The following is a 24,722-nucleotide window of genomic DNA, read 5'->3' on the forward strand; positions in this document are numbered from 1 at the left end:
CCCGATGCCCGCGTGCTGGAAGCCTGCGGAAAACGGACTCAGTCAACGTTTCACCCGCGCCCAGTTATCTACAACGATTCTACCGCGGGACGGGCAGTATCTCCGCATTCCAGGGGTGTGGATGGCGGCTGATGTGCCTGTTGCAAGCCGTAGATCCGGCCCTGGGGGCCCCAACGGTCCCGCCTCTGGGTTCCTATACGCCCTCCTGCTCCTGCACGGCCCTGTACGCCGTAACTGCCGGTTCGGACTCGCGTGCAAAGGAACGTCAGCACTGCACCGTCGGTATCGGCGTTGGAGAACGGGCATGGGCCTCACTTATGTCGAAAAATGCGCATTACTGAAGGAATTCCGGCAGGGAAAAGGCGAAACTCAGCGCGCTTACGAAACAAGGCGAAAGAAGTCCTCGTCCAAAAAGCTAGAAACCGCCGGAGTTCCGGTGTTTACTGATCAAGAGTTGTCGAACCGAACTTCTTAGGGCTCGATGCCGTGGGGTACGAAGGTCAATAACTCTCAACCTTGTGCCCAACTGGCGTTTGTCCGATCTGGGAATACTGAAACAAGAGGAGCGCAATGAAGCGATACATCCGTAAGGCAGTCCTCGGCGTACTTGGAACAGCGCTCGTCGTTCCTGCCCTGGTGGTAACTCCAGCCCAAGCCGGGCCCGTTCCGGGGCAGGCCGAGGTGGTGGAAAACTATGACGTACTCGTCGTTGGGAAGACGACCGGCTTTCGTCACAGCAGCATTGATGAGGCGACGACGGCGATCATTGCCCTCGGCGAGGCAAACGGTTTCAGCGTTGATGTCTGGGACCCCCCGACGTCATCGCGGAATCAGGGCCAGCCCGACCGGACGCTGCCCAGCACGCCATTTACCAGTGCCTCCGACCTTGGCAAGTACGAAACCATCGTCTTCGTTTCCACTGTCGACGGCACCAATAACCTCGATCCTGCAAAGCCGACGTTGCTCGATGCGGGAGAACTTACGGCTTTCCAAGGCTACATCCGGGCAGGCGGTGGGTTCGCCGGCGTCCATGCAGCAACTGACTCAATGCACACAGTTCCCTGGTACAGCCAGCTGACCGGAGGCGGGGCACGGTTTGTCAGCCATCCTGAGCAGCAGAATGCTGTCCAGGTGGTTGAAGACGGCACCCATCCTTCGACAGAGCACCTGTCAGGGACCTGGACGCGCTTTGACGAGTGGTACAACTTCACGCAAAGCCCCCGCAACAGCGTTCGTGTCCTCACAAACCTTGACGAAACCACGTACAACGCGCGCGGCAACGCTATGGGTTCCGACCATCCCCTCTCCTGGTGCCAAAATTTTGAGTCCTCCCGCTCGTGGTACACCGGCGGAGGACATACGGAAGCATCGTACGTCGAGCCTGCTTTTCTTAAGCACCTGCTGGGAGGCATTACATGGTCAGCCGGTGCGGTAAGCGGTGGCGGTGACTGCGTGACTTGGGCCGAGGTTGGATCAACGACAGGGGACCTACTCGCTGAAGGAAAGATCTCATCGAAGGCCGCCACCCAGCTGACCAAACAGCTGGACAAGGCCCAGGACCTTGCCGAAGCCGGCCTGCATGCCGATTCTGCGGACAAACTCAACGCAGCTGCTGCCCAGGTCCGGGCGCACATCGACAGTGATTCCGAAGCTTACGACCTGTTGCTCGGAAAGGTACGTGACCTGCAAACCTGGCAGCTCGGACTGGAGTAAACGTGGTGTCTGGCGCATCGGCGGCTGGAGTATCCGCCAGTGCGCCAGACACCATCAGCCCGAAGTCCGGAAATGCTCAATTCACTCCGCATCGTCAGCAAGCGGAGGAACAAAACGACCTGCTTGGTCTCCGAAGGTAGTCGATCCTCTTGAACCGTTCTTCGCGCCCCTCCCGCAGAACATACATTTTTGCCCTGGCGGCCGTCACTGCCGTCCTCGTACCCGTGACCATTACATTCAGCGAAGGGCGCGCCGGGGACGTCGGCAATGCCCAAGAGGCCAGTTCAATCGAGGCGGTTGCTGAAAAACTCGCCGCTGGCCAGGCCACCGAAAGAGCTGAGCTGAACGCGCATTTGAGTTCTGCTGCCGACGTGGCACAGGGGCATTTGGCACGGGTCCTGCAGGACCTCGCCCTCGCTGTACCGGTGGACCCAACCATCAGTTCAACTCCAGCCAGCGCCGGTGATGTGGACAAGTGGAATCGGAACTTGGCATCTGCGGCGTCTGCACTGGAAGCCGTCAAAGACGGCACAAGTGAACAGACGGTTACCCGGGAGGCCCTCCTTGGTGCCGCTGAGCTGCTGCAGTCGGCAGCTGCCGGCTATGAACATTCATTAACCGCGCCTGCTGACCAGCGTGATGCACTTGCTGTAACTGTAGGGAAGCGACGCGAGGCGGCGGTGCGCCTGTGGCAGGCCGGAGCGGGACAACTGGATACGCTCACTGTTAAGTCAGGCGGAGCACACGTGCACGTGTTCCTGGCTCTAAATGGTGACCCCGAGGCCGTCCCGGAGGAGTTCCAGGAGCCAGAGACCCAGCACTAATCTGGCCTGCTTCAGGAGTCCGACGGCGGGCTATCCGTAGGTGTCGCGGGGTCCCCGGCCGTTGACGGACCGGCCGCCCTTGCGCCAGCTGGGCGCGGAGGGCCCAAGGACCTGGATGCTGGTGACCACTCCATCACCCAATTCCACCCGGAATTTCTCCAGCAGGCTCAAGCTGAGGAGCCGCAGCTGTGTGGCCCAGGCAGTCGAATCGCACCGGACGTGCAACGTAGTGTCGGTGAAGCTCTCCGGCGTGCAGTGGGCCGAGATTTCCGGTCCAACCAGGGTGGCCCACTCCGCCATGACGGAACCGACAGCAACCGGTGAGGTCCAGCCGCGTTCAGCCACCAGGCGGCCCACTACTTTTCCGAGGCCGAGGGGATCGCGGCCGGTGGCATGGAACTGGCTGAAGCCGCGGGTGTCCCGGATTCCCCGTTTGGCCTTTTGGGATCCGGGTCGCGGTGCGGCCCGGCGGATCTCGCCCCGCGCTGCGGCAGCCTCCCGCATTCTGTTTAATGCAGCCTGGGGCGCATCGATGCTGTCAGGGACGCGGCTGTCGGATCCGCCAGGTTTTTGGCCACCTGCCTTTTCCTCGTCCCTACTCATCGATACCTCCCGCGATGACCTTCACCCGCCGGCCGGACAGCTCTTCCGGGATATCGGCGTCGACGGCGGCGGTCACCAGGACCTGTTCCGCACCTGAGACTATTGCCGCCAGTTTACGCCGGCGCTGGACATCAAGCTCAGCAAAAACGTCATCGAGGATGAGGATGGGGGCGGAGCCTCCGGTGCGGGCATCGTCCAGCATCACGTAGTAGGAAGCGAGTCGCAGCGAAAGGCACATGGACCACGTTTCACCGTGGGAAGCGTAGCCCTTGGCGGGTGCCTGGCCCAGGACCAGTTCCAGTTCATCTCTGTGCGGGCCCACCAGTGAGATGCCCCGTTCCAGTTCCTTCCGTCGTGCATCGGCAAAGGAGCGTACGTACCGTTCCGTCAACTGCTCGACGGTCAGCCGGCGCAGGTCGTCCGCTTCTGACGAAGTACCCCCGGCTCCGGTAGCCGCATCGCGCAGCAAGGGGGCGCCGTCGTCGTCCATCTGGTCCTGAAGGGTGGAGCGGTAGACGGCGTCAGCGGGCTTTGACGCGTCAGTCAGCTCGGCATAGGCCCGGGCCAGGTGCGGGCGGAGGCGCTCCACAAGTTCAAGCCGCGCGTAAAGCAGCTCGGCACCGGCCTTGGCCATGTGCTGGTCCCACACATCGAGTGTTGCTTCATGCGCGGAGGTGAACTTCCCGGCACGGGCTGACTTGAGCAGCGCGTTGCGTTGTTTCAGCACCCTGTCGTAGTCGCTGCGCGTGGCCGCGTGGTGCGGAATCAGGCTGGCGAGCAGCTCGTCAAGGAAGCGGCGCCGGTTTGAGGGATCACCCTTTACGAGAGCCAGGTCTTCCGGGGCGAAGAGCACTGTCTGGCAGATGCCCAGCAGATCGCGGGCGCGCACCGGGTTACTCCGGTTGATGCGGCCGCGGTTGGCGCGGCCAGCGTTGATTTCCAGCTCCAGTACGGTGATCTGCCCGCCACGGACCAGTCTGGCCCGCACCAGCGCGCGGTCGGTGCCGAAGCGCAAAAGCGGTCCATCGGAACTGACGCGGTGGGAGCTCAGGGTGGCCAGGTAGCCTATGGCCTCCATCAGATTGGTCTTGCCGATGCCGTTGTATCCCACCAGAACGGTGACACCCGGGCCCAGGGCAAGGTCAACCTGGGCGTAACTGCGGAAGTCGGTCAGGGAAAGGTGTTCTAGGTACACGCGGGTTCGGCAATTCTGGGAACCACAGAGGTTCCCGGCGGTGGCTACTTGGCGGGACGGGTTGCGTGTCCACCGAACTGGTGGCGCAGTGCGGACACCATCTTCATGGCCGGGGAGCTGTCCTCGCGGGACTCGAAGCGCGCGAACAGCGCGGCGGTGATGGCCGGTGCGGGGATTGCGTTGGCGATGGCTTCTTCCACGGTCCACCTGCCCTCGCCGGAGTCCTCGACGTAGTCGTCGATGTTCTGCAGTCCCGGATCCTCATCAAGTGCCTTGACCAGGAGATCGAGCAGCCACGAGCGGACAACGGTGCCCTTCTGCCAGGCGCGGAAAGTGCCGGGCAGATCGTTGATGATGTCTTTGGACGCCAGGAGTTGGTAACCCTCGGCGTACGCCTGCATCAGGCCGTACTCGATGCCGTTGTGCACCATTTTGGCGTAGTGGCCTGCACCGATTCCGCCGACGTGCACGAAGCTGTCCTCGCGTTCGCCCTCCGGACGGAGCGCGTCGAAGACCGGAAGCGCCCGTTCGATGTCGGCTGCGTCGCCACCGGCCATCAGCCCGTAGCCGTTTTGCAGCCCCCAGACTCCGCCGGAAACGCCGCAGTCCGCAAAGCGGATGCCCTTGGCGGCGAGGAGTTCCCCGTGCTTCTGGTCTTCCGTGAACCGTGAGTTGCCGCCGTCGATGACAAGGTCGCCCTCGTCGAGCTTTTCACTGAGTTCCTTGATGACGGCGTCCGTGACGTCGCCGGCGGGAACCATCACCCAGATCAGCCGCGGACTTGGAACTGCGGCGAGGAGCTCATCGATCGAGCCGGCGTCAGTGACGTCCGGGTTCCGGTCATACCCTGTGACGTCCACACCGCCCTTGCGCAGGCGTTCGCGCATGTTGAATCCCATTTTCCCGAGGCCGATCAGTCCGATGTGCACGGTGGATCTCTTTTCTGCGCGGGTTTGGCTTTTGTTTTGGGGCAGAGAACGACAACTACTGTGGGCCCACGCCGATGGGGACTTGTGAGGCGAGGGAGGCGGCGGGGACTAGTTGGGGAGGCGGACCGGCATCACGAGGTACCGGTAGTCATCCTGGTCCTCGCCGTCGGCATCAGCCTGGGCCGTGATCATGGCGGGCTTCGGTGCCGTGGTGAACGAGAACCGGACGAACTTGGTTTCAATCACGCTCAGGCCCTCCACCAGGTAATGGGGGTTGAACGCAACGGTGATGTCGTCACCCGAAAGCTGGGCTTCGAGTTCCTCCGAGGCCTGGGCATCTTCACCGGTGCCGGCGTCAAGGTTCAACAGGCCCTGGGTGAAAGCAAGGCGGACAGGAGTGTTGCGTTCAGCCACGAGGGACACGCGGCGTACCGCTTCCACGAGTTCCTGGGTCTGCACTGTGGCGTGGATGGGGGTGGAATCCGGGAAGAGCGAGCGGATCTTCGGGTAGTCGCCGTCCACGAGCAGAGATGTGGTGGTGCGGCCCCCGCTTTCAAAGCCGATCAAACGGCTTTCGTCATCGGATAGGGCCAGCTGGATGTCACCGCTGTTGCCGAGAGTCTTGGCCACTTCGTTCAGGGTCTTGGCCTTGACCAGCGCACTGGTGGAGATTCCGGGAGTTACAGGCTTCCACGGCACCTCGCGCATGGCGAGACGGTAGCGGTCTGTGGCGAGGAGGGTGATGAGGTCGTCCTCGATCTCCATCCGAACGCCGGTGAGGATGGGGAGGGTGTCATCCTTGCTCGCAGCGATGATCACCTGGGAGACGGCCTGGGCAAACGAGTCACCCGGAACCGTTCCACTCACGGTGGGAAGCGCCGGAAGCGGCGGGTATTCAGCTTCCGGCATGGTGGCCAGGTGGAAGCTGCTTCGGCGGCAGGTCAGGGTGACCTTGTTCCCATCCGTCTCGACGTCGACAGGGGCCGAAGGAAGGCTGCGGCAGATGTCCGCAAGGAGGCGGCCGGAAACCAAAATGGTGCCTTCGTCACGGATGTCAGCGGCGATTTCCAGGCGCGCGGAGGTCTCGTAATCAAAGCTTGAGAGGCTCACCGTACCTGCTTCAGCCTTCAGCAGAAGGCCGGAAAGGACGGGGACGGGCGGCCGCGGAGACAACGAGCGGGCTGTCCAGGTGACGGCTTCTGCCAGGACGTCCCGATCGACTCTGAACTTCACGGAAGGGTTCCGCCTTTCATTGCTGCTGCGATGGTGTTCCGGAAACTTCCCGCAGGAAGTCACAAAAGGAGTTGTCCCGACACCTGAACCTGCATGGTCCGTGCTGCCTGGACCACGCAGAAACCCAAGGGTGGGAGCGCTGCTGACAGCTTAGCCGGAAGATCAGCGATTAACCCATCCCCCGTCTTCCAGCGCCAGTCCCTTTGGGCCGTTGGCCCCTCGGTGCGGCGCGGGAGACCGGAGTTGTTATTTGAGGGACTTCAAATTTTTGGGATTAGTAGTGTTAATAACTGCTGTGGAAACTGTGGATAACCTCGTCCGCCCGCAGGATTCGGCGGTTAAGCCCTGTTCATGGGTTGTGGGTGGAGCAGGTTTTAAACAGGGTGTGGATGGGGACAACATTTTTCGCGATTTTTCGAATCCACAGGCGCCTTAAGGGTTTTAAGCCCATTAACCGCGGTTGTCCCCTTAACTATCCACAGGCTTATCCACATGCACCTGTTAATAAGGTATAGATGCTCCGCTAGGAATCGCGCTGCTGCTGCTTGATCCGGTTGGTCAGCTCTGTCACCTGGTTGTAGATCACACGGCGCTCGGCCATCAGTTCGCGGATCTTGCGGTCTGCATGGATCACAGTGGTGTGGTCGCGGCCGCCGAGTTCCTGGCCGATCTTGGGAAGCGACATGTCCGTCAGCTCCCGGCACAGGTACATAGCGATCTGGCGGGCGGTGACCAGGGTCCTGGTGCGGGACTTGCTGCAGAGCTCTTCCATGCTGAGCTTGAAGTAGTCAGCGGTCTGCGTGAGGATCTGGCTCGAAGTGATTTCCTGGGCGCCGTCGTCGGTGATGAGGTCCTTGAGGACCATCTCGGCGAGGGCGACGTCCACGGGCTGGCGGTTGAGGCTGGCAAAGGCCGTCACGCGGATCAGGGCGCCCTCGAGTTCACGGATGTTGCTCGAAATCTTGGACGCGATGTACTCCAAAGCGTCATCCGGCGCGGAAAGACCCTCGCTGAGCGCCTTCTTCCGCAGGATGGCGATGCGGGTCTCGAGCTCCGGCGGCTGGATATCCGTCAGCAGGCCCCACTCGAAGCGGGATTTCATGCGGTCTTCGAAACCGGCAAGCAGCTTGGGCGGCTGGTCCGAAGTGATAACAACCTGCTTGTTGTTGTTATGCAGCGAGTTGAAGGTGTGGAAGAACTCCTCCAGCGTCCGGTCCTTGCCGGCCAGGAACTGGATGTCGTCGATCAGCAGGACGTCCACATTGCGGTACGTAGTTTTGAAGCTGGCGCCTTCATCGTCGCGGATGGAGTTGATGAAGTCGTTGGTGAACTCTTCCGAGTTGACGTAACGGACACGGATTCCGCTGTACAGGCGGCGCGCGTAGTGACCGATGGCATGCAACAGGTGCGTCTTTCCCAAGCCCGAGTCGCCGTAGATGAACAGCGGGTTGTAGGCCTTGGCCGGCGCTTCTGCCACTGCGACGGCGGCGGCATGGGCGAAGCGGTTGGAGGAACCGATCACGAAAGTGTCGAAGACGTATTTGGGGTTCAACCGGCCGAACTCGTGGGAGGTGCTGGGCAGCATGGGCTGCGGCTTCTGCTCGATGAGCTGGTCCGGCGAGAAGGAAGGTTCGACGACGGGTTCCGGCTCTACGTGGACAGGCACCAGATCTGTGTCCACATCGATGGCGCAGCGGATGTCTTCGGAGAACACGTTGTGCAGGGCGTCGTCCAGTGCGTCCTTGACCTGGGTCTGCAGCACTTCGCGGGTGAGCTCGTTGGGGACGGCAACCAGAAGGGTGGAGCCGATCAGGCCCTGTGCCTGCGCCAGGATGACAAAGCCCCGCTGCCGCGGCGTCACGCGGTGGTCCTGCTCCAGCAAGGTCACAACCCGACGCCAGGAACTTCCGACAGTATTGGCGTGGTTGGCTTCGTCTACTGTCATCAATCGGTTCCCTCAAAACTTGCTTTGCCTGCATTGCCTGCAGCCGCAAGTCTTGAACCAGGATGGGTTCAGCTTCATCCACAGGGTTATGCACAGCACGTGGATAATCGGCTACTGGGCAACTCTAGGGGATGAAAAGCCTAGAAGATAGCTGGCAAGTAGCTTGTGGATAATTACACCGGTGTTGTTCTGAATGCGGCCCTGTGAGCCACTTCATCCACAGGCTGGAGGGGCCAGTTGGCCACAGTTGTGGATAGCGCCTGCGGCCTGCTCCGGTTTGACTCAGGGGCTTAAATTGCCCTAACGTTGTGAAGTCCTTTGTGTCCGCTTTTTGGCCCCATCTGAACCTCTCAGACGCAGTGCGTGTGAGCAGCCGGGGGAAGCGTGCATATACAAAACTTAGCGTCGGCCAGTTCTTCCCCTTTACTGATCGGGTGGGCGCACCTTTGATCCACTGGAGTAACTAACGTGAGCAAGCGGACTTTTCAGCCGAATAACCGCCGTCGAGCCAAGAAGCACGGCTTCCGCCTTCGTATGCGTACCCGTGCCGGCCGCGCCATCCTGGCAGCCCGTCGTGGCAAGGGCCGTACCGAGCTGTCGGCCTAAATAACTGACTCGTCGGTAGACATTTCTTTGCGAGTTTAAGGTGCTGGCCACCCGTAACCGTTTGAGGACTGCAACCGATTTTTCAACAACTGTACGTTCCGGTGTCCGCAATGGACGCCGGAACGTAGTGTTATATACGGCAGCTCTTGCTGCTGACGAACCCAGCCGGATCGGGTTCATCGTTTCGAAGGGTGTCGGGAACGCTGTGGTCAGGAACCTCGTTAAGAGGAGACTGAGAGAAGCAGGTGCTGCCTCGCTGCGCGAGTACGGTACCGGTTTTGCCATAGTGGTCCGGGCGCTTCCTGCGTCTGCGTCCGCGAGCTGGGATCAGCTGTTGTCGGATTACAACGCGGCACTGGCAGCGACTATGACCCGGCTGGCAGGCCGCCCTGTACGGGCTGCTGCCAACGGTTCGCCCGGTACAACACAGGAGGGGACACTGCGTGCGTAACGCCACCGCCGTCGTCGTCGTCACCTATCTCCGTCCTGCTGCTGCCGCTGCCGGGAGGTTTTTCTGGAACCTGCCCCGCAACATCCTTATTCTTCTGTTGACCGCATACCGCAAGGTGATTTCTCCCTTGTACGGCCAGGTCTGCCGCTTCTTTCCTTCATGCTCGGCCTATGCCCTTGAAGCGATTACTGTTCATGGTGCCGTCAAAGGAAGCTGGCTTGCCGTCCGCCGCCTGGGCCGCTGCCATCCATGGAATGCCGGTGGTGTGGACCATGTCCCCGCCGGCCACCGGGAATGGCCTGTCAGCCAGACCCCCACGATTGTTGTGCTGAACAACCCGGACAAGTACCTGGCTGCTCGGACTGATGGAGAAGGCCGCACGGCGGCCTGACGAATAGGGATAAGTATGGACTTCTTTGAAACAATCATGTTTCCGTTCAAGTGGCTGGTGTCCGTCATCATGGTGGGCTTCCACGAGGGCCTGAGCACCATTGGCATGCCCGAAGCTTCGGGCTGGACCTGGACTTTGTCCATCATCGGCCTGGTGCTGGTGATCCGTGCCGCCCTTATCCCGGTGTTCGTGAAGCAGATCAAGGCGCAGCGCGGCATGCAGCTCCTGCAGCCGGATCTGAAGAAGCTACAGGACAAGTACAAGGGTAAGACTGACCAGCTGTCCCGCCAGGCAATGGCCCAGGAACAGATGGCCATGTACAAGAAGCACGGCACCAACCCGTTCTCCGCCTGCTTGCCCATGCTGATCCAGATGCCGTTCTTCTTCGCGCTGTTCACAGTGCTGTCCGGGATCTCGACGGCGAGCCGCGAGGGCGAGGGCATCGGCGCCATGAGCCACGAGCAGGTTGTGCAGTTCGATGACTCCACCATCTTCGGTGCCACGCTGTCCGCGTCCCTGCTGCATGGCGGCGACGGAAACCAGGTGGCAGTTTGGATCCTCTCCATCCTGATGATCCTTGCAATGACGGCCTCGCAGTTCATCACGCAGAAGCAGATCATGGCCAAGAACATGTCTGAAGAAGCAATGGCCAGCCCCTTCATGCGCCAGCAGAAGATGATGCTCTACATCCTCCCCATCGTCTTCGGTGTCGGCGGCATCAACTTCCCCATCGGTGTCCTGATCTACTGGACCACCACCAACCTCTGGACCATGGGCCAGCAGTTCTTCGTTATCCGCCGCATGCCGACGCCGGGATCACCCGCCGCGAAGGCCCTCGCCGAGCGCCGCGCGGCCAAGGGGCTTCCGGCCCTCTCGATCCTGACTGGCAAGAAGGACGAGGACGCCGACGCAGCTGCTGCCGCCGCTGCCGTGGCGCAGGCCAAGAGCCAGCGCATCCAGCCACAACGCAAGAACAGGAAGAAGAAGTAATGTCAGCCGAGAGTACCGAACACGCCCTTTCCGAAGAGATCATCGACGATCAGGACGAGTCCGTGGCCGAGGACTCCTCCGCCCCCAAGGTTTCCTCGGCCAGCCGGCTTGAGGAAGAGGGGGACGTGGCGGCGGATTACCTCGAGGAACTGCTGGACATCGCGGACATCGACGGCGACATCGACATCGAGGTCCGCAACGGCCGCACCTACATCTCCATCGTTACCGAGGAAGAGTCCGACACCCTCGACGGCCTGGTGGGTGAGGACGGCGAAGTCCTTGAAGCCCTGCAGGAACTGACCCGGCTCGCTGTGTTGTCCGCAACGGAGAACCGGTCACGGCTGGTGCTGGACATCAACGGCTACCGGCAGGAACGCACTGGCCACCTGCAGAAGATCGCCGAAGACGCAGCGGTCGCTGTGAAGCAGACCGGCGAGGCTGTGGCCCTTGAACCAATGAGTGCCTATGAGCGCAAGATTGTCCACGACGCCGTCGCTGATCTTGGCTTGGTGAGCGAGTCCGAGGGCGAAGGCGCCGGACGCCACATCGTTGTATCCGCGGACTAGAGAATTGCTGATTCGCTAATCATGGTTGATATCACGGCAGCTGAGCTTCTGGCGGCTGAAAAGATTTTTGGCGATCGCCTGGACCTCGCTAAGCGCTATGTGGAACACCTCGCCACCTCCGGAACGGAGCGTGGGCTTATTGGGCCGCGTGAGATTCCCCGCTTGTGGGGACGGCACGTCCTTAACTGTGCGGTCATCGAAAGCGAGATCGCGCAGGGAAGCCATGTTGCCGACGTCGGCAGCGGCGCCGGGCTGCCGGGCCTTTGCCTGGCGATCGCGCGCCCTGACCTGGAACTTACTCTGATCGAACCGCTGGAGCGCAGGGTGATCTGGCTGCAGGAAGTGGTCGATGATCTTGGCCTGGACAACGTGACGGTCATGAGGACCCGTGCTGAACTTGCAGTAGGCCATGTGGAGGCCGACGTTGTGACGGCGCGGGCGGTATCTGCTCTTAGCAACCTCGCAGGCCTCACCATCCCCCTGCTCGGCGGGCATGGTGAAGTTGTTGCCATCAAGGGCCGCAGTGCAGCCGACGAAATCGAGAAGGCAGCGAAGGTTATCCGCAAACTGGGGGGCGTTCAGACATCCGTCGTTACGGTGGGCGACAATTTGCTGGAAGAGCCAACCACCGTAGTACGCATCGTTGTAAACAAGTCCCAAAAGAAGGCCTAGGGTAGGCCCGGCGGCCACAGTCTGCCGGGGTAAGCAGTTAGGCTAGTCAACGGCAGCAAAAATAGCTGAACGAGAGTGAGTGTGCCCCAGTGACCAGTAGCGAAGCCTCCACGCAACGGATACCGCCGTTCGTGTCATTGGGGTCAGCGCGTTCTCTCGCTGGTGCTGTTTCCGCCTCCTCGGGTTTCCTAGGAAATCAGCCGAAGCAGGTATCAAAGTCTTCGCCGGTGTTGGTTTCACGTGAAACAACGTCCACCGGTAGAGCGAACATCATCGACGCCATTGACGATTCGAGCCCTATCGCGCGCGAACTTGCCCACGAGACCCGCCGACGTGAACGGCTAGTCGGGCGCCAGCTGCCACGTCCGGAAAAGACGCGCATTTTCACGGTGTCGAACCAAAAGGGTGGCGTAGGCAAGACTACTACTACGGTGAACATCGCTGCCGCCCTAGCCGCTGCCGGCTTGAACGTCCTGGTTATCGACATTGACCCCCAGGGCAACGCTTCCACCGCCTTGGGCATTGAGCACCACGCAGATGTGGACAGCATCTATGACGTCCTGATCAATGACGTTCCCCTGGCCGACGTGGTGGCGCAGTGCCCCGATATCGGCAACCTCATTTGCGCACCGGCAACCATCCACCTGGCAGGTGCGGAAATTGAACTAGTGTCCCTTGTGGCCCGTGAGCAGCGGCTGCGCCGGGCCATTGATGTTTACGCAAAGGCACGCGCGAAGAAGGGCGAAGAGCGCCTGGACTACATCTTCATTGACTGCCCGCCAAGCCTTGGGCTTTTGACCGTCAACGCATTCTGCGCGGCGAGTGAAGTCCTGATTCCGATCCAGTGCGAGTACTACGCCCTGGAAGGCCTGAGCCAGCTCCTCAAGAACATCGAGATGATCCAGAAACATCTCAACGCTGATCTTGTGGTGTCCACCATTCTCCTGACCATGTACGACGGCCGAACCAACCTTGCTGCCCAGGTCGCCGCCGAGGTCCGCCAACACTTCCCCGAACAAGTACTGTCTGCGGTAGTGCCGCGCTCGGTTCGTATTTCTGAAGCTCCGAGCTACCAGCAAACCGTGATGACCTACGACCCTTCATCCAGTGGCGCCCTGTCCTATCTGGAAGCCGCTGCTGAAATAGCAGAACGCTAAAATCTTCAAGAACTGCAACAACTGGAGTGCGGCCAGACTGTGCTCTACCACTGGAGGGATTTACCCATGAGCGAGAAGCGAAGGGGCTTAGGCCGCGGTCTTGGCGCGCTGATTCCGAGTTCCGCCGGTGCGAATGGGGCTGGCAACGGGGCAGCAGTTTCGCGACCCGTTGATCTCTTTTTCCCTGAGGGGCGCAGGAAGACTGTTGAGCCCGAGGAAGTTGGGGGTACTTCACCGGCGAAGGAATCAGAGCCGACAAGTAATGGTGCCACCAGGCCTGCGGGCACCAGTGATTCTGCTTCCAAGGCTCCAGGCAGCACCTCGCGTAAAACGACTTCATCCAAATCATCCGCAGCGCAGCGGGCATCAGAGTCGGCGGGCACTTCCAGCAGCTCCGGTAGCGAGACGGCGACGAAGACCACCGTCAGCACTAATGTTGCCGGGAAAGCCGTGGTCGAGCCGGCTGCGGAAGTTGCGGACTCACCTGATGCGGAGAGGCCTGAACCACTTGACGTCACGACCGGCGAATCCCTGCGATCGTTTGGTTCGAATGCCGGCGTGGAGCTTGTGCCAGTTCCCGGAGTCCGTTTTGCGGAAATCCGTGTCTCCGATATCCATCCCAACCGGAAACAGCCGCGTGCTGTGTTCGATGAGGACGACATGGCGGAGCTCGTCCACTCCGTCCGCGAAATCGGAGTCCTCCAGCCAATTGTGGTGCGAAACTCAACCGAAACCGGTGGTGAGCCGTTTGAGCTCGTTATGGGCGAGCGGCGATGGCGTGCGGTACAGGCTGCCGGACTGGAAACCATCCCTGCAATTGTTAGGGACACTACCGACGATGACCTGTTGCGGGACGCACTGCTTGAAAACCTCCACCGGAGCCAGCTGAATCCGTTGGAAGAGGCAGCCGCCTACCAGCAGTTGCTCGAAGACTTCGGTACTACCCACGAACAGCTGGCGGACCGCATAGGCCGCTCCCGCCCCCAGGTATCCAACACCCTCCGGCTCCTGAAGCTGCCGCCGCTGGTCCAGCGCCGGGTTGCAGCCGGAGTGCTGTCTGCGGGCCACGCACGCGCCCTTCTGGCACTTCCTGACGCAGCGGCGATGGAACGATTGGCGCAGCGCATCGTTGCTGAAGGGATGTCCGTGCGCGCCACGGAAGAAGCTGTGGCACTGTACCAGGACCCGACTAAGCCGACGAAAAACAACATTCCTCGTCCGGGAGCGCGCCACGAGCGTCTTGACTACCTCGCGTCTTCGCTTTCGGACCGCCTGGACACGAACGTGAAGATCTCGTTGGGTGTGCGCAAGGGCCGCGTCAGCATTGAATTCGCCAGTGTTGAAGATCTTAATCGGATCATGGACGTCCTCGCTCCCGGTTCTGAGAACTAAAGAGCCCAGGCGCAACGCGCTCTCGGCGTCCTTGCGAGGACTTATGAAGAAGTTGTCGTCTTACTCTGGTAGGCCCGTGTCTTGGTTCTGTGCTGCGCTGGCTGGGTACAGCTTGCCTGCCTGAACAGTGCAGTGAGTCCCGCACCTCCATGTACTGCTCGTGGTCCACTTGCCTTTGGGAACCAGCAATTAGTCTTTGATACCCGGCGGCGCGCAGTGACTGGACTGCCCCAAGGCTAGGAGCCCCGTCATTGATGCGGATGTTTGTAGTTCTGCACGTTCCGCCCGGTGAGTAAGTGTTTCACGTGAAACAGACCATGGTCTTGAGTTCAAGCCCGTCGGGGGTGGTTGAGAGCGCGCCTGGCTGCTCAAGGGCCCGAAGGAGCCCCGTGTATTCCGTAGGTGGACCGTATGGGACTGCGCGGCGCGACTCCCAAGCCCGAACGGGACTGTGTCCCTTGGTTCAACAAGACTGCACCAATTTTTTGTCGGGTGCCGGTGGCGAATCCTGAAAGTGTTCAAGTCTTGATACCTTGGCATTGCCTCATTGCTTCAGTTCCTCGCAGCATCTGCCGACACGCTATTGTGGGGCCTAGAGCCCGACGCGCAGGCCAAGCAAATGAATCCTCGACGGTCTTCAGCGCAAACCCCGGCATCATCCTACTGTTTCACGTGAAACAGCAAAGCAGCGGCTGCTTGCCTTCCCAAATGCACAAGCCCCTCAGCGCTACGGGGCGCTGGTACTCTGCCAGCTACCAAAGCAGCGGCAGAGAATCTGGGCGATCTAGTACCGTAAAAAGGTCCAAGGGAAGCTAAATCTGGGGCCGCACGATGTCCTGTGAGCCTACCCATAACAACCCTGCTCATACTGTGAACCAGGTGCGCTCCAGGCATAAGGGCTGCAGGTCGGTGCGCTTTTTACCGTGAAGGCCATTCCGATTAGAGGGCCGCGCAAGTCGCACTCTAAATATGGCTTCAATGTCCTTCTGGAGACCATGGACTCCGGAGTGACACGGCCAGATACGACGGGACCAAGTGATTTCCTAGACTGTACCAAGGCGCATTCGTGAGTGTTGCAATAGCTACTCGCATAGGAGACATCCGCGACCGTACGGAACATCGTGCGCCTGGTGGCAGACCATCATGACCGGGTGACTGGACCGCTGCTGTTCCCATCAGTCCCCTAGCCTGGCTCAGATCTAGAGCTCTTGCATATATAGGCGCAGCGCACCGCCCTGGTCATTCGTGCAACCCCGCTGGTGGGTGGGCTGCCGCACTGCCTTTACCCCTATCCCACCTTCCATAGGTCTTGAAACGAAGGCCACGTCTACCTCGGCTTCAAGCTCCTATGTGCGAACCATAGCCCACGTGATGGAAGGTGGCGCACCTTATTGTTTCACGTGAAACGGCACAGGACAGGCCACGCCCCCTGCCTTTTGCAAAGGAGCTCCCCTGTGTCGAGCCGGCGGTTTCAATCCAATAGATTCTATGCAGCTTAGGATGGTGGCCTGCGCGCTGCCGGCCAGTTACGTACTGCATACCAAAAGGGCCAGTCACGATAAGGACGCTGGCGGTCTTGCTAACTGCACTCTTCGCCAGTCCTCGTGCCAGTCGGAGGATCGCGGAGTTATGTACTGCGCCTCCCCAAGTGCTTCCCGTCGCGCTGGATGAGTACGCGCACGCGGGAGTACACGACCAGATGCACCTTCCCCGTAGCATCCGCGCCTCCCTTCCTTTGAATGGAGAATGACCAGAGAACCACGAGACAGGCGAGCAGTGGGCAGTAGTTGCACCAGGGCGAAGACAGCGCGCGTCTTCATCCTCCACTTTTGTAGGGGCAGAGGCAGGTCGGGTTGGACACTCGGCTCCAAACTGGCGATGCGATGCACCTCCACAACCCAAATCCAGCAGCTGAGGGCGTGCTACCCTCGGCCGGCGGAGCACAGAAAGCGTAGCCATTCACTGACGGACTGACCTCCTTCTCGGCGACAAGGACTAATGTTGTTCGCAACAATGGCGCAGCGGACGGGAAGCTACCTGCGCCTGAAGAGTTACTTCCTTATTCCTAGATGATCATGCGGGTGCCGACGTTGTTGGACCGGCGAAGATAACCGTTGGCAGCCGTGTGGAAAGCGCTGTGGATAATGATGTGGATAAGCCTGGGGATACACACGTGGACCCGGCTGCTTCCATGACAGGAACTGGTCGGTCACTGCTGCCCATTCCCCGTGGTCGGCCCACACGCTCGGCTGAATGTCTGGCGTGTTTCACGTGAAACACTCGGCTACCGCCGTGCGGGAGTATCAAGCGCGCGCAAAGCAGCTGATGGCAGCAGAGCGTAGCACCGATATGGTTGATTCGTGTCCGCGGTGGCGTTGAGGTGACTGCCCATCGGGCCAACCTGCCCCGCAAGATGATGCGCACGACCGTCGCCTTGCGCACTTCGACCCACCCTTCGACTTATGTCCCAAGGGAGAGGATGCCGTGACCTGGCTAACGCGCTGTGGATAACCTTGGGGATAAGCGGAACGGGCGCTGTGGATAAATATGTGGACAAAGCTGCGACAGGCTCGTCTTGGTCCAGCGCAATTTGTGTACACAACGATCGTCTGCAGTCGGAAAAGGAGGTCGGCGCTTCCGCGACTCATGACGTTCATGGTCGAATGTTGGCCTCGGTCGGACAGTAGTTGCCTGGCCCTCTGAGATTCGACTGGGGTGCCGGGCCGGACACCGCAGGCCATGCCCTACACATGCTTGTTTTTGGAATGTCTCCGGCACTCCAGGTGGTGAGGTCCTGCGACTCTTGCCTTCCTGCGTTATCTGCATCTGACGTGCGGTGCCGCCGCATTACGAATAGCGCCAGGTGTGAGCGTCCTTAGGTTCAGTTACTACAGTCTCCTCGAGCGGCCCAAACCGGTCTGTCCGCTGCTCTTGTTTCTCCTGGCGCCTTGCTACGAGGGAAGCGGCATGATGAGTTAGGGTAGTCACCTTAGCGTCATCGCAACGCGCGGATTGATCGGTTGGGCGCCGCCAGAGCTCGGCTGTTAGTCGTCGTAGGATCACTCGCGCCGTTTCAGTTCGGGCTTTTCGAAAATGCATCATCTAGCTAGCCACTTTGGACAACTTTCCATACCGACAAGATGGTGGGGCTTGTAAGCACAATGTTGGCACGCGATGTGAAGAGGAACGACGACCAGCCGAGGACCCGCTGAGCCCCCGCGTTTCACGTGAAACAGTGCTCGGCGCCTATCCTTCCTGCCATCTGAGCGGGACCAAAACGTTCGTACCATCGAGAGTGATGCCACCAGCATTGGGTGACGGTCGAGTTGGCGGAGGTAAGTAGGGACCGGAGCCTAAGGCGCACTTTCGTCGCGCAAAGTCGGTTTGCTTGGGATGGTGGGCGCTGTCCAATTCCAAGCAGTGCCTCGAAATCATAAGGACGCAGATTGGAGCGGCCGAGGCTATTGCTCTCTCGGTGGGAACGGCTCAGGTGGGCGCACTGGGGACCTCTTTGGCGGAATAGGTACCGCTCGTGGCGTCGACAGGCCGGTTGGGCAGTTAAACGTGTTCGGACTGGATTTGGTAGCCCGACTCTCCCAATTCCAGCCAGAGTACGGAATGCTACTTCAAGCCCGACCAGATCAGGAAGAAGCAAACGGAGCAGCTTCGTCTCGGATAAAGCCGGCGCTCCCCCACTAGTAGTGCCGTTCCAATCAATCCTCGGGAGCTTCCTGCGTGGGCAGGCTACCTTGAGATCGGGCTACATTCCCTACTAGGGCAAAGCACCAGGCGACAAGAAGAACCCCAGGTGCCATCGGTTTCACGTGAAACGCTTGCTACTTCTTGCGCCTCGCGATTCTGCGACCCGGCGCATAGTCATCGGCACATCGCCAATGCGTGCCGTGCGCTTAAGGTGCTTCCCTAACTTCCCAGAGATCCACATACTAAAACGATCGCTACTGTGGCCCGCGATACCCCCTGTCTTGCCCGCGTCCGGCCGAGCTAGTGCTTACTGCCACGGGCGACGCCCAAACGAAACGGCTGGCCTCTATCCAAGTGGAAGCATACAGATCCCGAGTGCCAACTGGATTACTTGGCAGACGCGTAGCCAGCACACGTTAGGACACAAATTTGGTCTCGATGTGCCGCAGCTACTACCGAGGGGCTGGTCCTACCGGTTCATGCTCGCGCCGGTGTTTCACGTGAAACAGGTTCATGGTTCTGGCGGCGGCGCCGCCAGCCGGTGCAGCGGAGCCGTGGGAAAAGAGCAACAGGTCGGGGCACTCCTGAGCGCCTATGTGCAGATCGTTCAGGATGGCTATTTGAAGGCGCACGCAAAGCCACAATCCGGAACCAAGCGGCAGTTCACTTTCAATCGGGTAGTTTCACGTGAAACGATGCATCGCCCAGGCGGCCACAAAAAAGTGGCCACCGCACAAAAGCGGTGGCCACTTCGAAACTACTGGACCCAAGCCCAGGGTCAGTCGCTCCTAGGAAAGGACGTCAGCAAATTCCTTTTCGAAGAACTGCTTCGGCTTTGCCCCGATGACGGTGCTCTTCACTTCCCCGCCCTGGAACAGGTAAACAGCAGGAATTGAGGTAATCCCGTATTCGGCGGCGATCCCCGGATTGTCATCGACGTTTAGCTTCACGACGTCAACCTTTTCGCTGTACTCAACAGAGATCTCGTCAAGAATCGGGCCCAGCTTGCGGCAAGGGCCGCACCACTCTGCCCAGAAGTCCACGATAACGGGCTTGTCGGAGGACAAAACGTCCGTACCGAAACTTGCGTCTGTTACGTCTTTCGCATTGCTCATAGCTTTATCTCTCTCTTCGTCTTATAACGCTTCGGACTTATGCGGACAGGTCTGCGAGGTAGTGTTCAACGTCAAGGGCGGCGACACAGCCGGAACCAGAAGCTGTGATTGCTTGACGGTAGGTGGGGTCAATGACATCGCCTGCGGCGAATACACCTGGCAGGCTGGTCTTGGAACTACGCCCTTCCACGGCGATGGTTCCTTCCGGCGTCAGGTCCAGGATTCCCTTGACGAGATCCGTGCGGGGGTCGTTGCCAATGGCCACGAACACACCCGTTACGGCCAAATCCGAAACGGATCCGTCAATGAGGTTCTTCAACTTGAGGCCGGTGACTTTCTGGTCACCGACAACGTCGTCCACGGTGCTGTTCCAAACGAAGTTGATCTTCTCGTGGGCCAGGGCACGGTCGGCCATAATTTTCGAGGCCTTGAGCGAGTCGCGGCGGTGGACAACCGTTACCGATTTCGCAAACTTGGTAAGGAACAGTGCTTCTTCCATTGCAGAGTCGCCCCCGCCGATGACTGCTATGTCCTGGTCCTTGAAGAAGAAACCGTCGCAGGTTGCACACCAGCTGACGCCGTGCCCTGAAAGGCGCTTCTCGTTCGGCAGGCCGAGCTCCCTGTAGGCCGATCCGGTGGAGAGAATCACTGCCTTCGCCTGGAAGCTTTCACCCGTCGCGATAGTGACCGTCTTTACAGGCCCTTCGAGCTGGAGCGAGGTGACGTCCTCGAACTGAATTTCGGTGCCGAAGCGTGCTGCCTGCTTTTCGAAGTTCTCCATCAGGTCCGGTCCCATGATGCCTTCCGGAAAGCCCGGGTAGTTCTCGACATCTGTGGTGTTCATCAGTTCACCGCCGGCAGTGACAGAACCTGCCAGCATCAGGGGCTTCAGGTTGGCACGGGCAGTATAGACAGCTGCCGTGTAACCAGCCGGGCCGGAGCCGACGATAATGACATCACGTACGTCTGACGTGGTGTTTTCTGTGATGGTCACTGAACGGTGAACCTCTTCCTTATTCGACGCGCCCCGCTTTGGAGGCCGGCCACATGGCACAACTGATACTGCAGGCTGAATATTCCGGCACCAGGGCGCGGCAGACTGCCGGTGGACCGCAGTAAGCGAACTCCGCGAGACGCTTTTTCCAGATTACCGTCCCGTGACAAACCCGAGCACCGCGTCAAGCACCTCCAGCCGCAGGTTCCGCGGCACCCACGCGAAGGCAGCCGGAGTTACTGGACCTTGACCTCGGCCAGACGGAGTCCGTAGCTGTAGCGTGTCTTCGGCGCAGCGAGCCTGGGAAGGGAGTTGATGGAGACTATGACGTACTGGGCACGGACCGGTGTTGCAAGGGGCATGTTCAGGTCGGTTGAGGTGAAGCTGTTGGTCCCGACAGCCTTCGCACCGTCCAAGGACGGCTGGTCATTGGTGTACACGGTGATGTTTCCACCCGAGCCACCCAGCTGCGAAAGTGTCACGGATGAAACCGTTGCAGGGTTCTTGAGCTTTACCACCAGCGGTACGCCTTGGGCGGCGAGTCCGCCCCAGTTTTCGGTGGCGAACTCCATGTCCGACCAGTAGCTGGCTGCGTTGCCGTCGTAGGCCTTGACCAAGTCGCCGTCAAAAGTCGCCGCAAAATCGAAAGCACCCTGCCGGCTGACGCTTTCGATGGCGGGCGGAACAGCGGGCGGAGCGGTGGTAGGTGCCTGCGTTGGTGCGGCGGAGGCTTCGGGAGCGTCATTGTTGGTGGCGGGAGCCGACGGTTTGGCCTGTGGCTCCGGGGAGAAGAGGCTGCCAAGGTTGGTCACGGCGAATATAAGGCCGGCAATCAGAACGACGGCCAACAGCCCGCCTACAAGCCACCGCATGGAGCGCGGTTCCCGTGCCGGTGCATCCCGGTCGTCGTCATAGTCGTTCTGCTCAGCGTAAGAAGGGCGGGCAGCGGCAGAAGCAGCGGCCGGGGCTGCCGCGCGAGCCAAGACGGAGGACTTTTTCCGAACAGGCCGGTCATCTTCCACCGGCGCATCCTCATAGCGGTCCTGGCTATCAGCGCTGGCGTAGTCGTCCTCAGACCAGAGGGACACCTTCGGCTTCCCTGAACCAGGCGCCTCCGCCTGGTTGGAGTTGGAGTTGGAGGTGAAACTGGCAGTGGCTGGATCTTCGGCGGGTCGGGTTGAAGGGCCGGCCGGGCGCGTCGTGGCGCTCGAAGCTGCAGCCCCGGCGGCGCCACCAAGGGCTGCTCCCCCTAAAGGGGACGCACCGGATGGCTTGCGGCCGGCGGGTGCCGTCGCCGGCCGGACAGGAGGCTTCTGCGGCATTGCAGCTGCAGCCCGGTAAGGATCTACCTGGCTGGGGTGGGCATCACCATAATTGATGTAGCCCGCGTCTACGTGGTCTTCCTCGTCGTAAGGCTCGGGCTCGTGGGACCGCGGCTGACCGAAGATCTCGCTTCCGAGGGTGTCCGTGAAGAAGGGCTCCACATACGGAGGGTTGGACGCGACCACGAGATCCAGCAGGTCCGCGGCGGACGTGTGATTGGTGATGAGGTACGTGGCAGCCTCGGTGACGCCCAGGTCCAAAACCTGGACCGTTCCGGGACGTTCCCCGGTAGCAACTTCGCGGGCGCTCTGTGCAACCTGCTCCGTGTTGTCCGGTCCGGCAACCAGGATGCTGACGGGACGGTTAAGTACCTGGTCCACACCATCCAGCACCAGATCGTGGTCGTGCGAGGCCAATACAGTGGCTGTGACCTTGTAACGGCCGCCCAGTACTGATCCGACATCGATCGGGTTGGACACGTGTTCCTCCTAGACTGTCCGGTATTGCCGGCACGGATGACGCAACCACCGTTCAAGGGGGCCGCCGGGGAGGCAGATCCTTGAATGCAACTACCCCTGTTCCCTTTCGATCCTAGCCGATTGCGCCCGGCGCACCGTGGACAAAGACAGCGGCAGACCGCGCAAAAATCACTTTTTCCGGGGCCGCCGGGGCCTAAAGTGGGGGTTCTCGCCGGACTTCCCCTGGAAGGTCCGGCGGCCCGGAAGCGGGATCTCATCGCGCAGCAGTCCGCCCCGTGCGGTGCTGGGCTGATCCTCACCGGGGAGATAGTTGCCCCCAGCGGCGGTGCCGTCACCGCCGTCGGACTCTCGCCTGCGACCTGCAGCGCGCTCCGGAGCCGGCCCGGCGCGGAAAGAGACGGCGTCGAATTCTCCTGAAATGCGCGGGATGAGCCCTGTATCAACAGAGGTGGTGGCGCGCTCCGGTGCGGAGCGCGGGCGGTCCCCGGAGGACGCACCCGGTGAAGAGTCCGACGGCGGTTTCCCGGCGTCGGTGGCAGGTGCTGCTTGCCCGCCGCGTCCCAGCCGTCCCAGGAGGGGTTGAAGCAGGTCCCGTAGTTCGGAGACCCGGAACAGCTTGAGCAGGAGGAAGTAGACCACGAGCATGACCGGGCCCACCACGATGACTGTGATGAGAGCAGTCAGGCGGTCACGCCAGGCGAACCCGTCCGGGCTGTAGCTGCCCATCAGCCAAAGGGCCCCTGCACCTGCAATCGCTGAGCCCAGGGCCGCGTAACCCATCCGGATGTAGGAGTTGGCAATCCGCGGGCCGTCCAGATGCCCCAGAAGCCGGCGCAGGAAGTAGGCGCTGATAACCACCGAGAGGATGTTGCCCACCATGTAGAGCACCGCGATGGCGTAAATGATCTGGTTCACCGGCAGGAACTGGATGGCGAAGGCCCCGGCCACGTAAACAACCGCCAGGAGCAGCTGGACGTAGAAGGGGGTCCGGGCATCCTCATTCGCGTAGAAGACCCGGGACATCATGAAGTTGGCACTCATAAACGGTGTGCTGAGCGCGAGGATGGTCAACGTCTGGGCCAGCATTACGCCGTCCTGGCGAAGGCCGCCGGAGAAGAACATGCCCAGCGGCCCGGCCAGCGCAAAGAGGGCAAGGGCACCAAAGACAGTGGCCACGGCCATGGTGCGGAGCCCGTGCGACAGGGCATCGCGGAGCTCCGCCTTATTGCCGTCCTGCGAGGCACGGGTCATTCGATTAAAGAGCACTGTCGCCAGGGACAAGGCAATGATGGAGTGTGGCAGCAGATACAGCTGACTGGCCACCTCCAGTACGGCGTTGCCGGGCAGCAGGGTGGCGGAGGGGTCGCCCGCCTGCTGAAGCCGGATGCGCTCAGCTCCGGGAATGGTGGCGATGCGCATGACGTACAGGAAGGCGAGTTGCCCGACGGCGGCGGTCAGCAATGTCCACACGCTCAGCTTGGCTGCCTGGCCCAGTCCCACTCCGCGCCAACCGAACCGCGGGCGGAGTCCCAGTTTCAGCCGGATCACGGGGATCATCAGGATGGCGGTCTGTGACACCACGCCGATGGTGGAGAATCCAGCCACGAACAGAGTCTGGGTCTCGCCCCAGTTGTCCAGTGTGTGCGGATTGAACTCGTTCGAGCCGAAGATCCAGATGAACATCCCGAGGCCTGCGATGGCCACGAGGTTGTTAAGGATGGGCGCCCACATGGCCGGTCCAAAAGCGCCGTTCGCGTTAAGGACCTGGGTGAGGAGGGCATAGAGGCCGTAGAAGAAGATCTGCGGCAGGCACCAGAACGCGAAGGCCACGGCCAGCGCTTTTTGTTGCGGGGAATACCCCTGGGTGGTCAGTTCGATGACCCATGGTGCCGCCAGCGTCACCATGGCCGTCAGTCCCAGCAGGAGCAGGACAGCAAGCGTCAGGAGCCGGCTGATGTAGTCCGCTCCCCTGTCCGGAGCCTTGCTGGCCTTGATGATCTGCGGCACGAGCACTGCGTTGAACACACCGCCGGCCACCAGCAGGAAGATCAGGTTGGGCAGGTTGTTGGCGTTGATAAACGTGTCATTGACCGTGGAACCGAGGCCCAGGGCAGTCCCCAGCATCCAGGTCTTGCCGAATCCCAGGAAGCGCGAAACGAGGGTTCCGGCGGCCATGATGGCGCTTGACCTGGTTTCGCTCGCCTGCTCGGCGCCGGCTCGTGCACCGTTGGCGGAACCGCCGTCGGTGGACACGATTTCTGCGGGTGCGCCGTCTACGGGTCCCCCGTCCAGGGGTGCCCCATCCAATGGCGGGCCGGCCAGGGGTGCGCGGTCGGGAAATGCGCCGTCGCCAGGCGCGCCGTCTCGGGCGCCGCCGGCCCGGCCGGCTTGATCGGAAGGATAATTGGAAGCTGACATCGAGTTCATCGTCTCACCCGCACG

The 24,722-nt window shown here is 60.9% G+C and carries 19 protein-coding genes; 10 read left to right on the top strand and 9 right to left on the bottom strand.

What is annotated here, in order from left to right:
• The first annotated feature begins 570 nt into the window (after positions 1–570).
• Both QFZ70_RS17900 and QFZ70_RS17905 read left to right on the top strand, forming a co-directional pair.
• Complete coding sequence (locus QFZ70_RS17900; RefSeq protein WP_307097530.1) at positions 571–1,713, top strand: ThuA domain-containing protein; 1,143 nt, start codon at positions 571–573, stop codon at positions 1,711–1,713.
• Positions 1,714–1,862: 149 nt separating this feature from the next.
• Positions 1,863–2,537: a hypothetical protein gene (locus QFZ70_RS17905; RefSeq protein ID WP_307097532.1), complete on the top strand. Its 675-nt coding sequence runs from the start codon at positions 1,863–1,865 to the stop codon at positions 2,535–2,537.
• 30 nt (positions 2,538–2,567) lie between these two features.
• Here QFZ70_RS17905 and QFZ70_RS17910 read toward each other — a convergent pair whose 3' ends face one another.
• The 5 genes from QFZ70_RS17910 to dnaA all read right to left on the bottom strand — a co-directional run bounded on the left by QFZ70_RS17910 (position 2,568) and on the right by dnaA (position 8,442).
• Entirely contained in the window at positions 2,568–3,140 is a 573-nt protein-coding gene (locus QFZ70_RS17910) for a DUF721 domain-containing protein (protein WP_307097533.1), read from the bottom strand.
• A complete protein-coding gene (gene recF, locus QFZ70_RS17915; protein ID WP_307097535.1) occupies positions 3,133–4,335 on the bottom strand; it encodes a DNA replication/repair protein RecF in 1,203 nt (400 codons plus the stop codon). The genes QFZ70_RS17910 and recF overlap by 8 nt, the downstream gene beginning before the upstream one ends.
• 44 nt (positions 4,336–4,379) lie before the next feature.
• Positions 4,380–5,264 carry a phosphogluconate dehydrogenase (NAD(+)-dependent, decarboxylating) gene (gene gnd / locus QFZ70_RS17920; RefSeq protein WP_373461616.1) on the bottom strand — a complete coding sequence of 295 codons (885 nt, stop codon included), beginning with the start codon at positions 5,262–5,264 and terminating at the stop codon, positions 4,380–4,382.
• A 108-nt stretch (positions 5,265–5,372) separates the two neighbouring features.
• Complete coding sequence (gene dnaN / locus QFZ70_RS17925; protein WP_307097536.1) at positions 5,373–6,497, bottom strand: DNA polymerase III subunit beta; 1,125 nt, start codon at positions 6,495–6,497, stop codon at positions 5,373–5,375.
• A 523-nt stretch (positions 6,498–7,020) separates the two neighbouring features.
• A complete protein-coding gene (gene dnaA, locus QFZ70_RS17930; RefSeq protein WP_307097537.1) occupies positions 7,021–8,442 on the bottom strand; it encodes a chromosomal replication initiator protein DnaA in 1,422 nt (473 codons plus the stop codon).
• A gap of 468 nt (positions 8,443–8,910) precedes the next feature.
• On the opposite strand from dnaA, the gene rpmH reads away from it, so the two are divergent.
• The 8 genes from rpmH to QFZ70_RS17970 all read left to right on the top strand — a co-directional run bounded on the left by rpmH (position 8,911) and on the right by QFZ70_RS17970 (position 14,667).
• Positions 8,911–9,048, top strand: coding sequence for a 50S ribosomal protein L34 (rpmH, locus tag QFZ70_RS17935; RefSeq protein WP_003800212.1), 138 nt, complete (start codon positions 8,911–8,913; stop codon positions 9,046–9,048).
• A gap of 40 nt (positions 9,049–9,088) precedes the next feature.
• Positions 9,089–9,499 carry a ribonuclease P protein component gene (gene rnpA / locus QFZ70_RS17940; RefSeq protein WP_307097539.1) on the top strand — a complete coding sequence of 137 codons (411 nt, stop codon included), beginning with the start codon at positions 9,089–9,091 and terminating at the stop codon, positions 9,497–9,499.
• Positions 9,492–9,890, top strand: coding sequence for a membrane protein insertion efficiency factor YidD (yidD, locus tag QFZ70_RS17945; RefSeq protein WP_307097541.1), 399 nt, complete (start codon positions 9,492–9,494; stop codon positions 9,888–9,890). The genes rnpA and yidD overlap by 8 nt, the downstream gene beginning before the upstream one ends.
• A gap of 15 nt (positions 9,891–9,905) precedes the next feature.
• Entirely contained in the window at positions 9,906–10,880 is a 975-nt protein-coding gene (gene yidC / locus QFZ70_RS17950) for a membrane protein insertase YidC (protein ID WP_307097543.1), read from the top strand.
• A complete protein-coding gene (locus tag QFZ70_RS17955) occupies positions 10,880–11,446 on the top strand; it encodes a R3H domain-containing nucleic acid-binding protein (RefSeq protein WP_307097545.1) in 567 nt (188 codons plus the stop codon). Before yidC ends, QFZ70_RS17955 begins: the two co-directional genes overlap by 1 nt.
• Before the next feature lie 21 nt (positions 11,447–11,467).
• Positions 11,468–12,118, top strand: a complete 651-nt coding sequence (gene rsmG / locus QFZ70_RS17960) for a 16S rRNA (guanine(527)-N(7))-methyltransferase RsmG (protein ID WP_307097547.1) — start codon at positions 11,468–11,470, stop codon at positions 12,116–12,118.
• Positions 12,119–12,207: 89 nt separating this feature from the next.
• Positions 12,208–13,275 carry a ParA family protein gene (locus tag QFZ70_RS17965; RefSeq protein WP_307097548.1) on the top strand — a complete coding sequence of 356 codons (1,068 nt, stop codon included), beginning with the start codon at positions 12,208–12,210 and terminating at the stop codon, positions 13,273–13,275.
• A 66-nt stretch (positions 13,276–13,341) separates the two neighbouring features.
• A complete protein-coding gene (locus QFZ70_RS17970; protein WP_307097549.1) occupies positions 13,342–14,667 on the top strand; it encodes a ParB/RepB/Spo0J family partition protein in 1,326 nt (441 codons plus the stop codon).
• A 4,490-nt stretch (positions 14,668–19,157) separates the two neighbouring features.
• Here the strand turns inward: QFZ70_RS17970 and trxA are convergent.
• The 4 genes from trxA to murJ all read right to left on the bottom strand — a co-directional run bounded on the left by trxA (position 19,158) and on the right by murJ (position 24,698).
• Positions 19,158–19,484, bottom strand: coding sequence for a thioredoxin (trxA, locus tag QFZ70_RS17975; RefSeq protein WP_104043843.1), 327 nt, complete (start codon positions 19,482–19,484; stop codon positions 19,158–19,160).
• Positions 19,485–19,521: 37 nt separating this feature from the next.
• A complete protein-coding gene (trxB, locus tag QFZ70_RS17980) occupies positions 19,522–20,478 on the bottom strand; it encodes a thioredoxin-disulfide reductase (protein ID WP_307097551.1) in 957 nt (318 codons plus the stop codon).
• A gap of 236 nt (positions 20,479–20,714) precedes the next feature.
• The gene (locus QFZ70_RS17985) at positions 20,715–22,280 is read right to left on the bottom strand and encodes an ABC transporter substrate-binding protein (RefSeq protein WP_307097552.1); all 1,566 of its coding nucleotides are present in this window, start codon (positions 22,278–22,280) and stop codon (positions 20,715–20,717) included.
• 168 nt (positions 22,281–22,448) lie between these two features.
• The gene (murJ, locus tag QFZ70_RS17990; RefSeq protein WP_307097554.1) at positions 22,449–24,698 is read right to left on the bottom strand and encodes a murein biosynthesis integral membrane protein MurJ; all 2,250 of its coding nucleotides are present in this window, start codon (positions 24,696–24,698) and stop codon (positions 22,449–22,451) included.
• Between the last annotated feature and the right edge of the window lie 24 nt (positions 24,699–24,722).

This window comes from Arthrobacter sp. V1I9, assembly GCF_030817075.1.
GTDB lineage: Bacteria > Actinomycetota > Actinomycetes > Actinomycetales > Micrococcaceae > Arthrobacter.

Coding starts and splice junctions, on each gene's coding strand:
- QFZ70_RS17900 (WP_307097530.1), top strand. CDS start 571: ATGAAGCGATACATCCGTAAGGCAGTCCTCGGCGTACTTGGAACAGCG.
- QFZ70_RS17910 (WP_307097533.1), bottom strand. CDS start 3,140: ATGAGTAGGGACGAGGAAAAGGCAGGTGGCCAAAAACCTGGCGGATCC.
- dnaA (WP_307097537.1), bottom strand. CDS start 8,442: ATGACAGTAGACGAAGCCAACCACGCCAATACTGTCGGAAGTTCCTGG.
- yidC (WP_307097543.1), top strand. CDS start 9,906: ATGGACTTCTTTGAAACAATCATGTTTCCGTTCAAGTGGCTGGTGTCC.
- QFZ70_RS17955 (WP_307097545.1), top strand. CDS start 10,880: ATGTCAGCCGAGAGTACCGAACACGCCCTTTCCGAAGAGATCATCGAC.
- rsmG (WP_307097547.1), top strand. CDS start 11,468: ATGGTTGATATCACGGCAGCTGAGCTTCTGGCGGCTGAAAAGATTTTT.
- QFZ70_RS17970 (WP_307097549.1), top strand. CDS start 13,342: ATGAGCGAGAAGCGAAGGGGCTTAGGCCGCGGTCTTGGCGCGCTGATT.
- trxA (WP_104043843.1), bottom strand. CDS start 19,484: ATGAGCAATGCGAAAGACGTAACAGACGCAAGTTTCGGTACGGACGTT.
- murJ (WP_307097554.1), bottom strand. CDS start 24,698: ATGTCAGCTTCCAATTATCCTTCCGATCAAGCCGGCCGGGCCGGCGGC.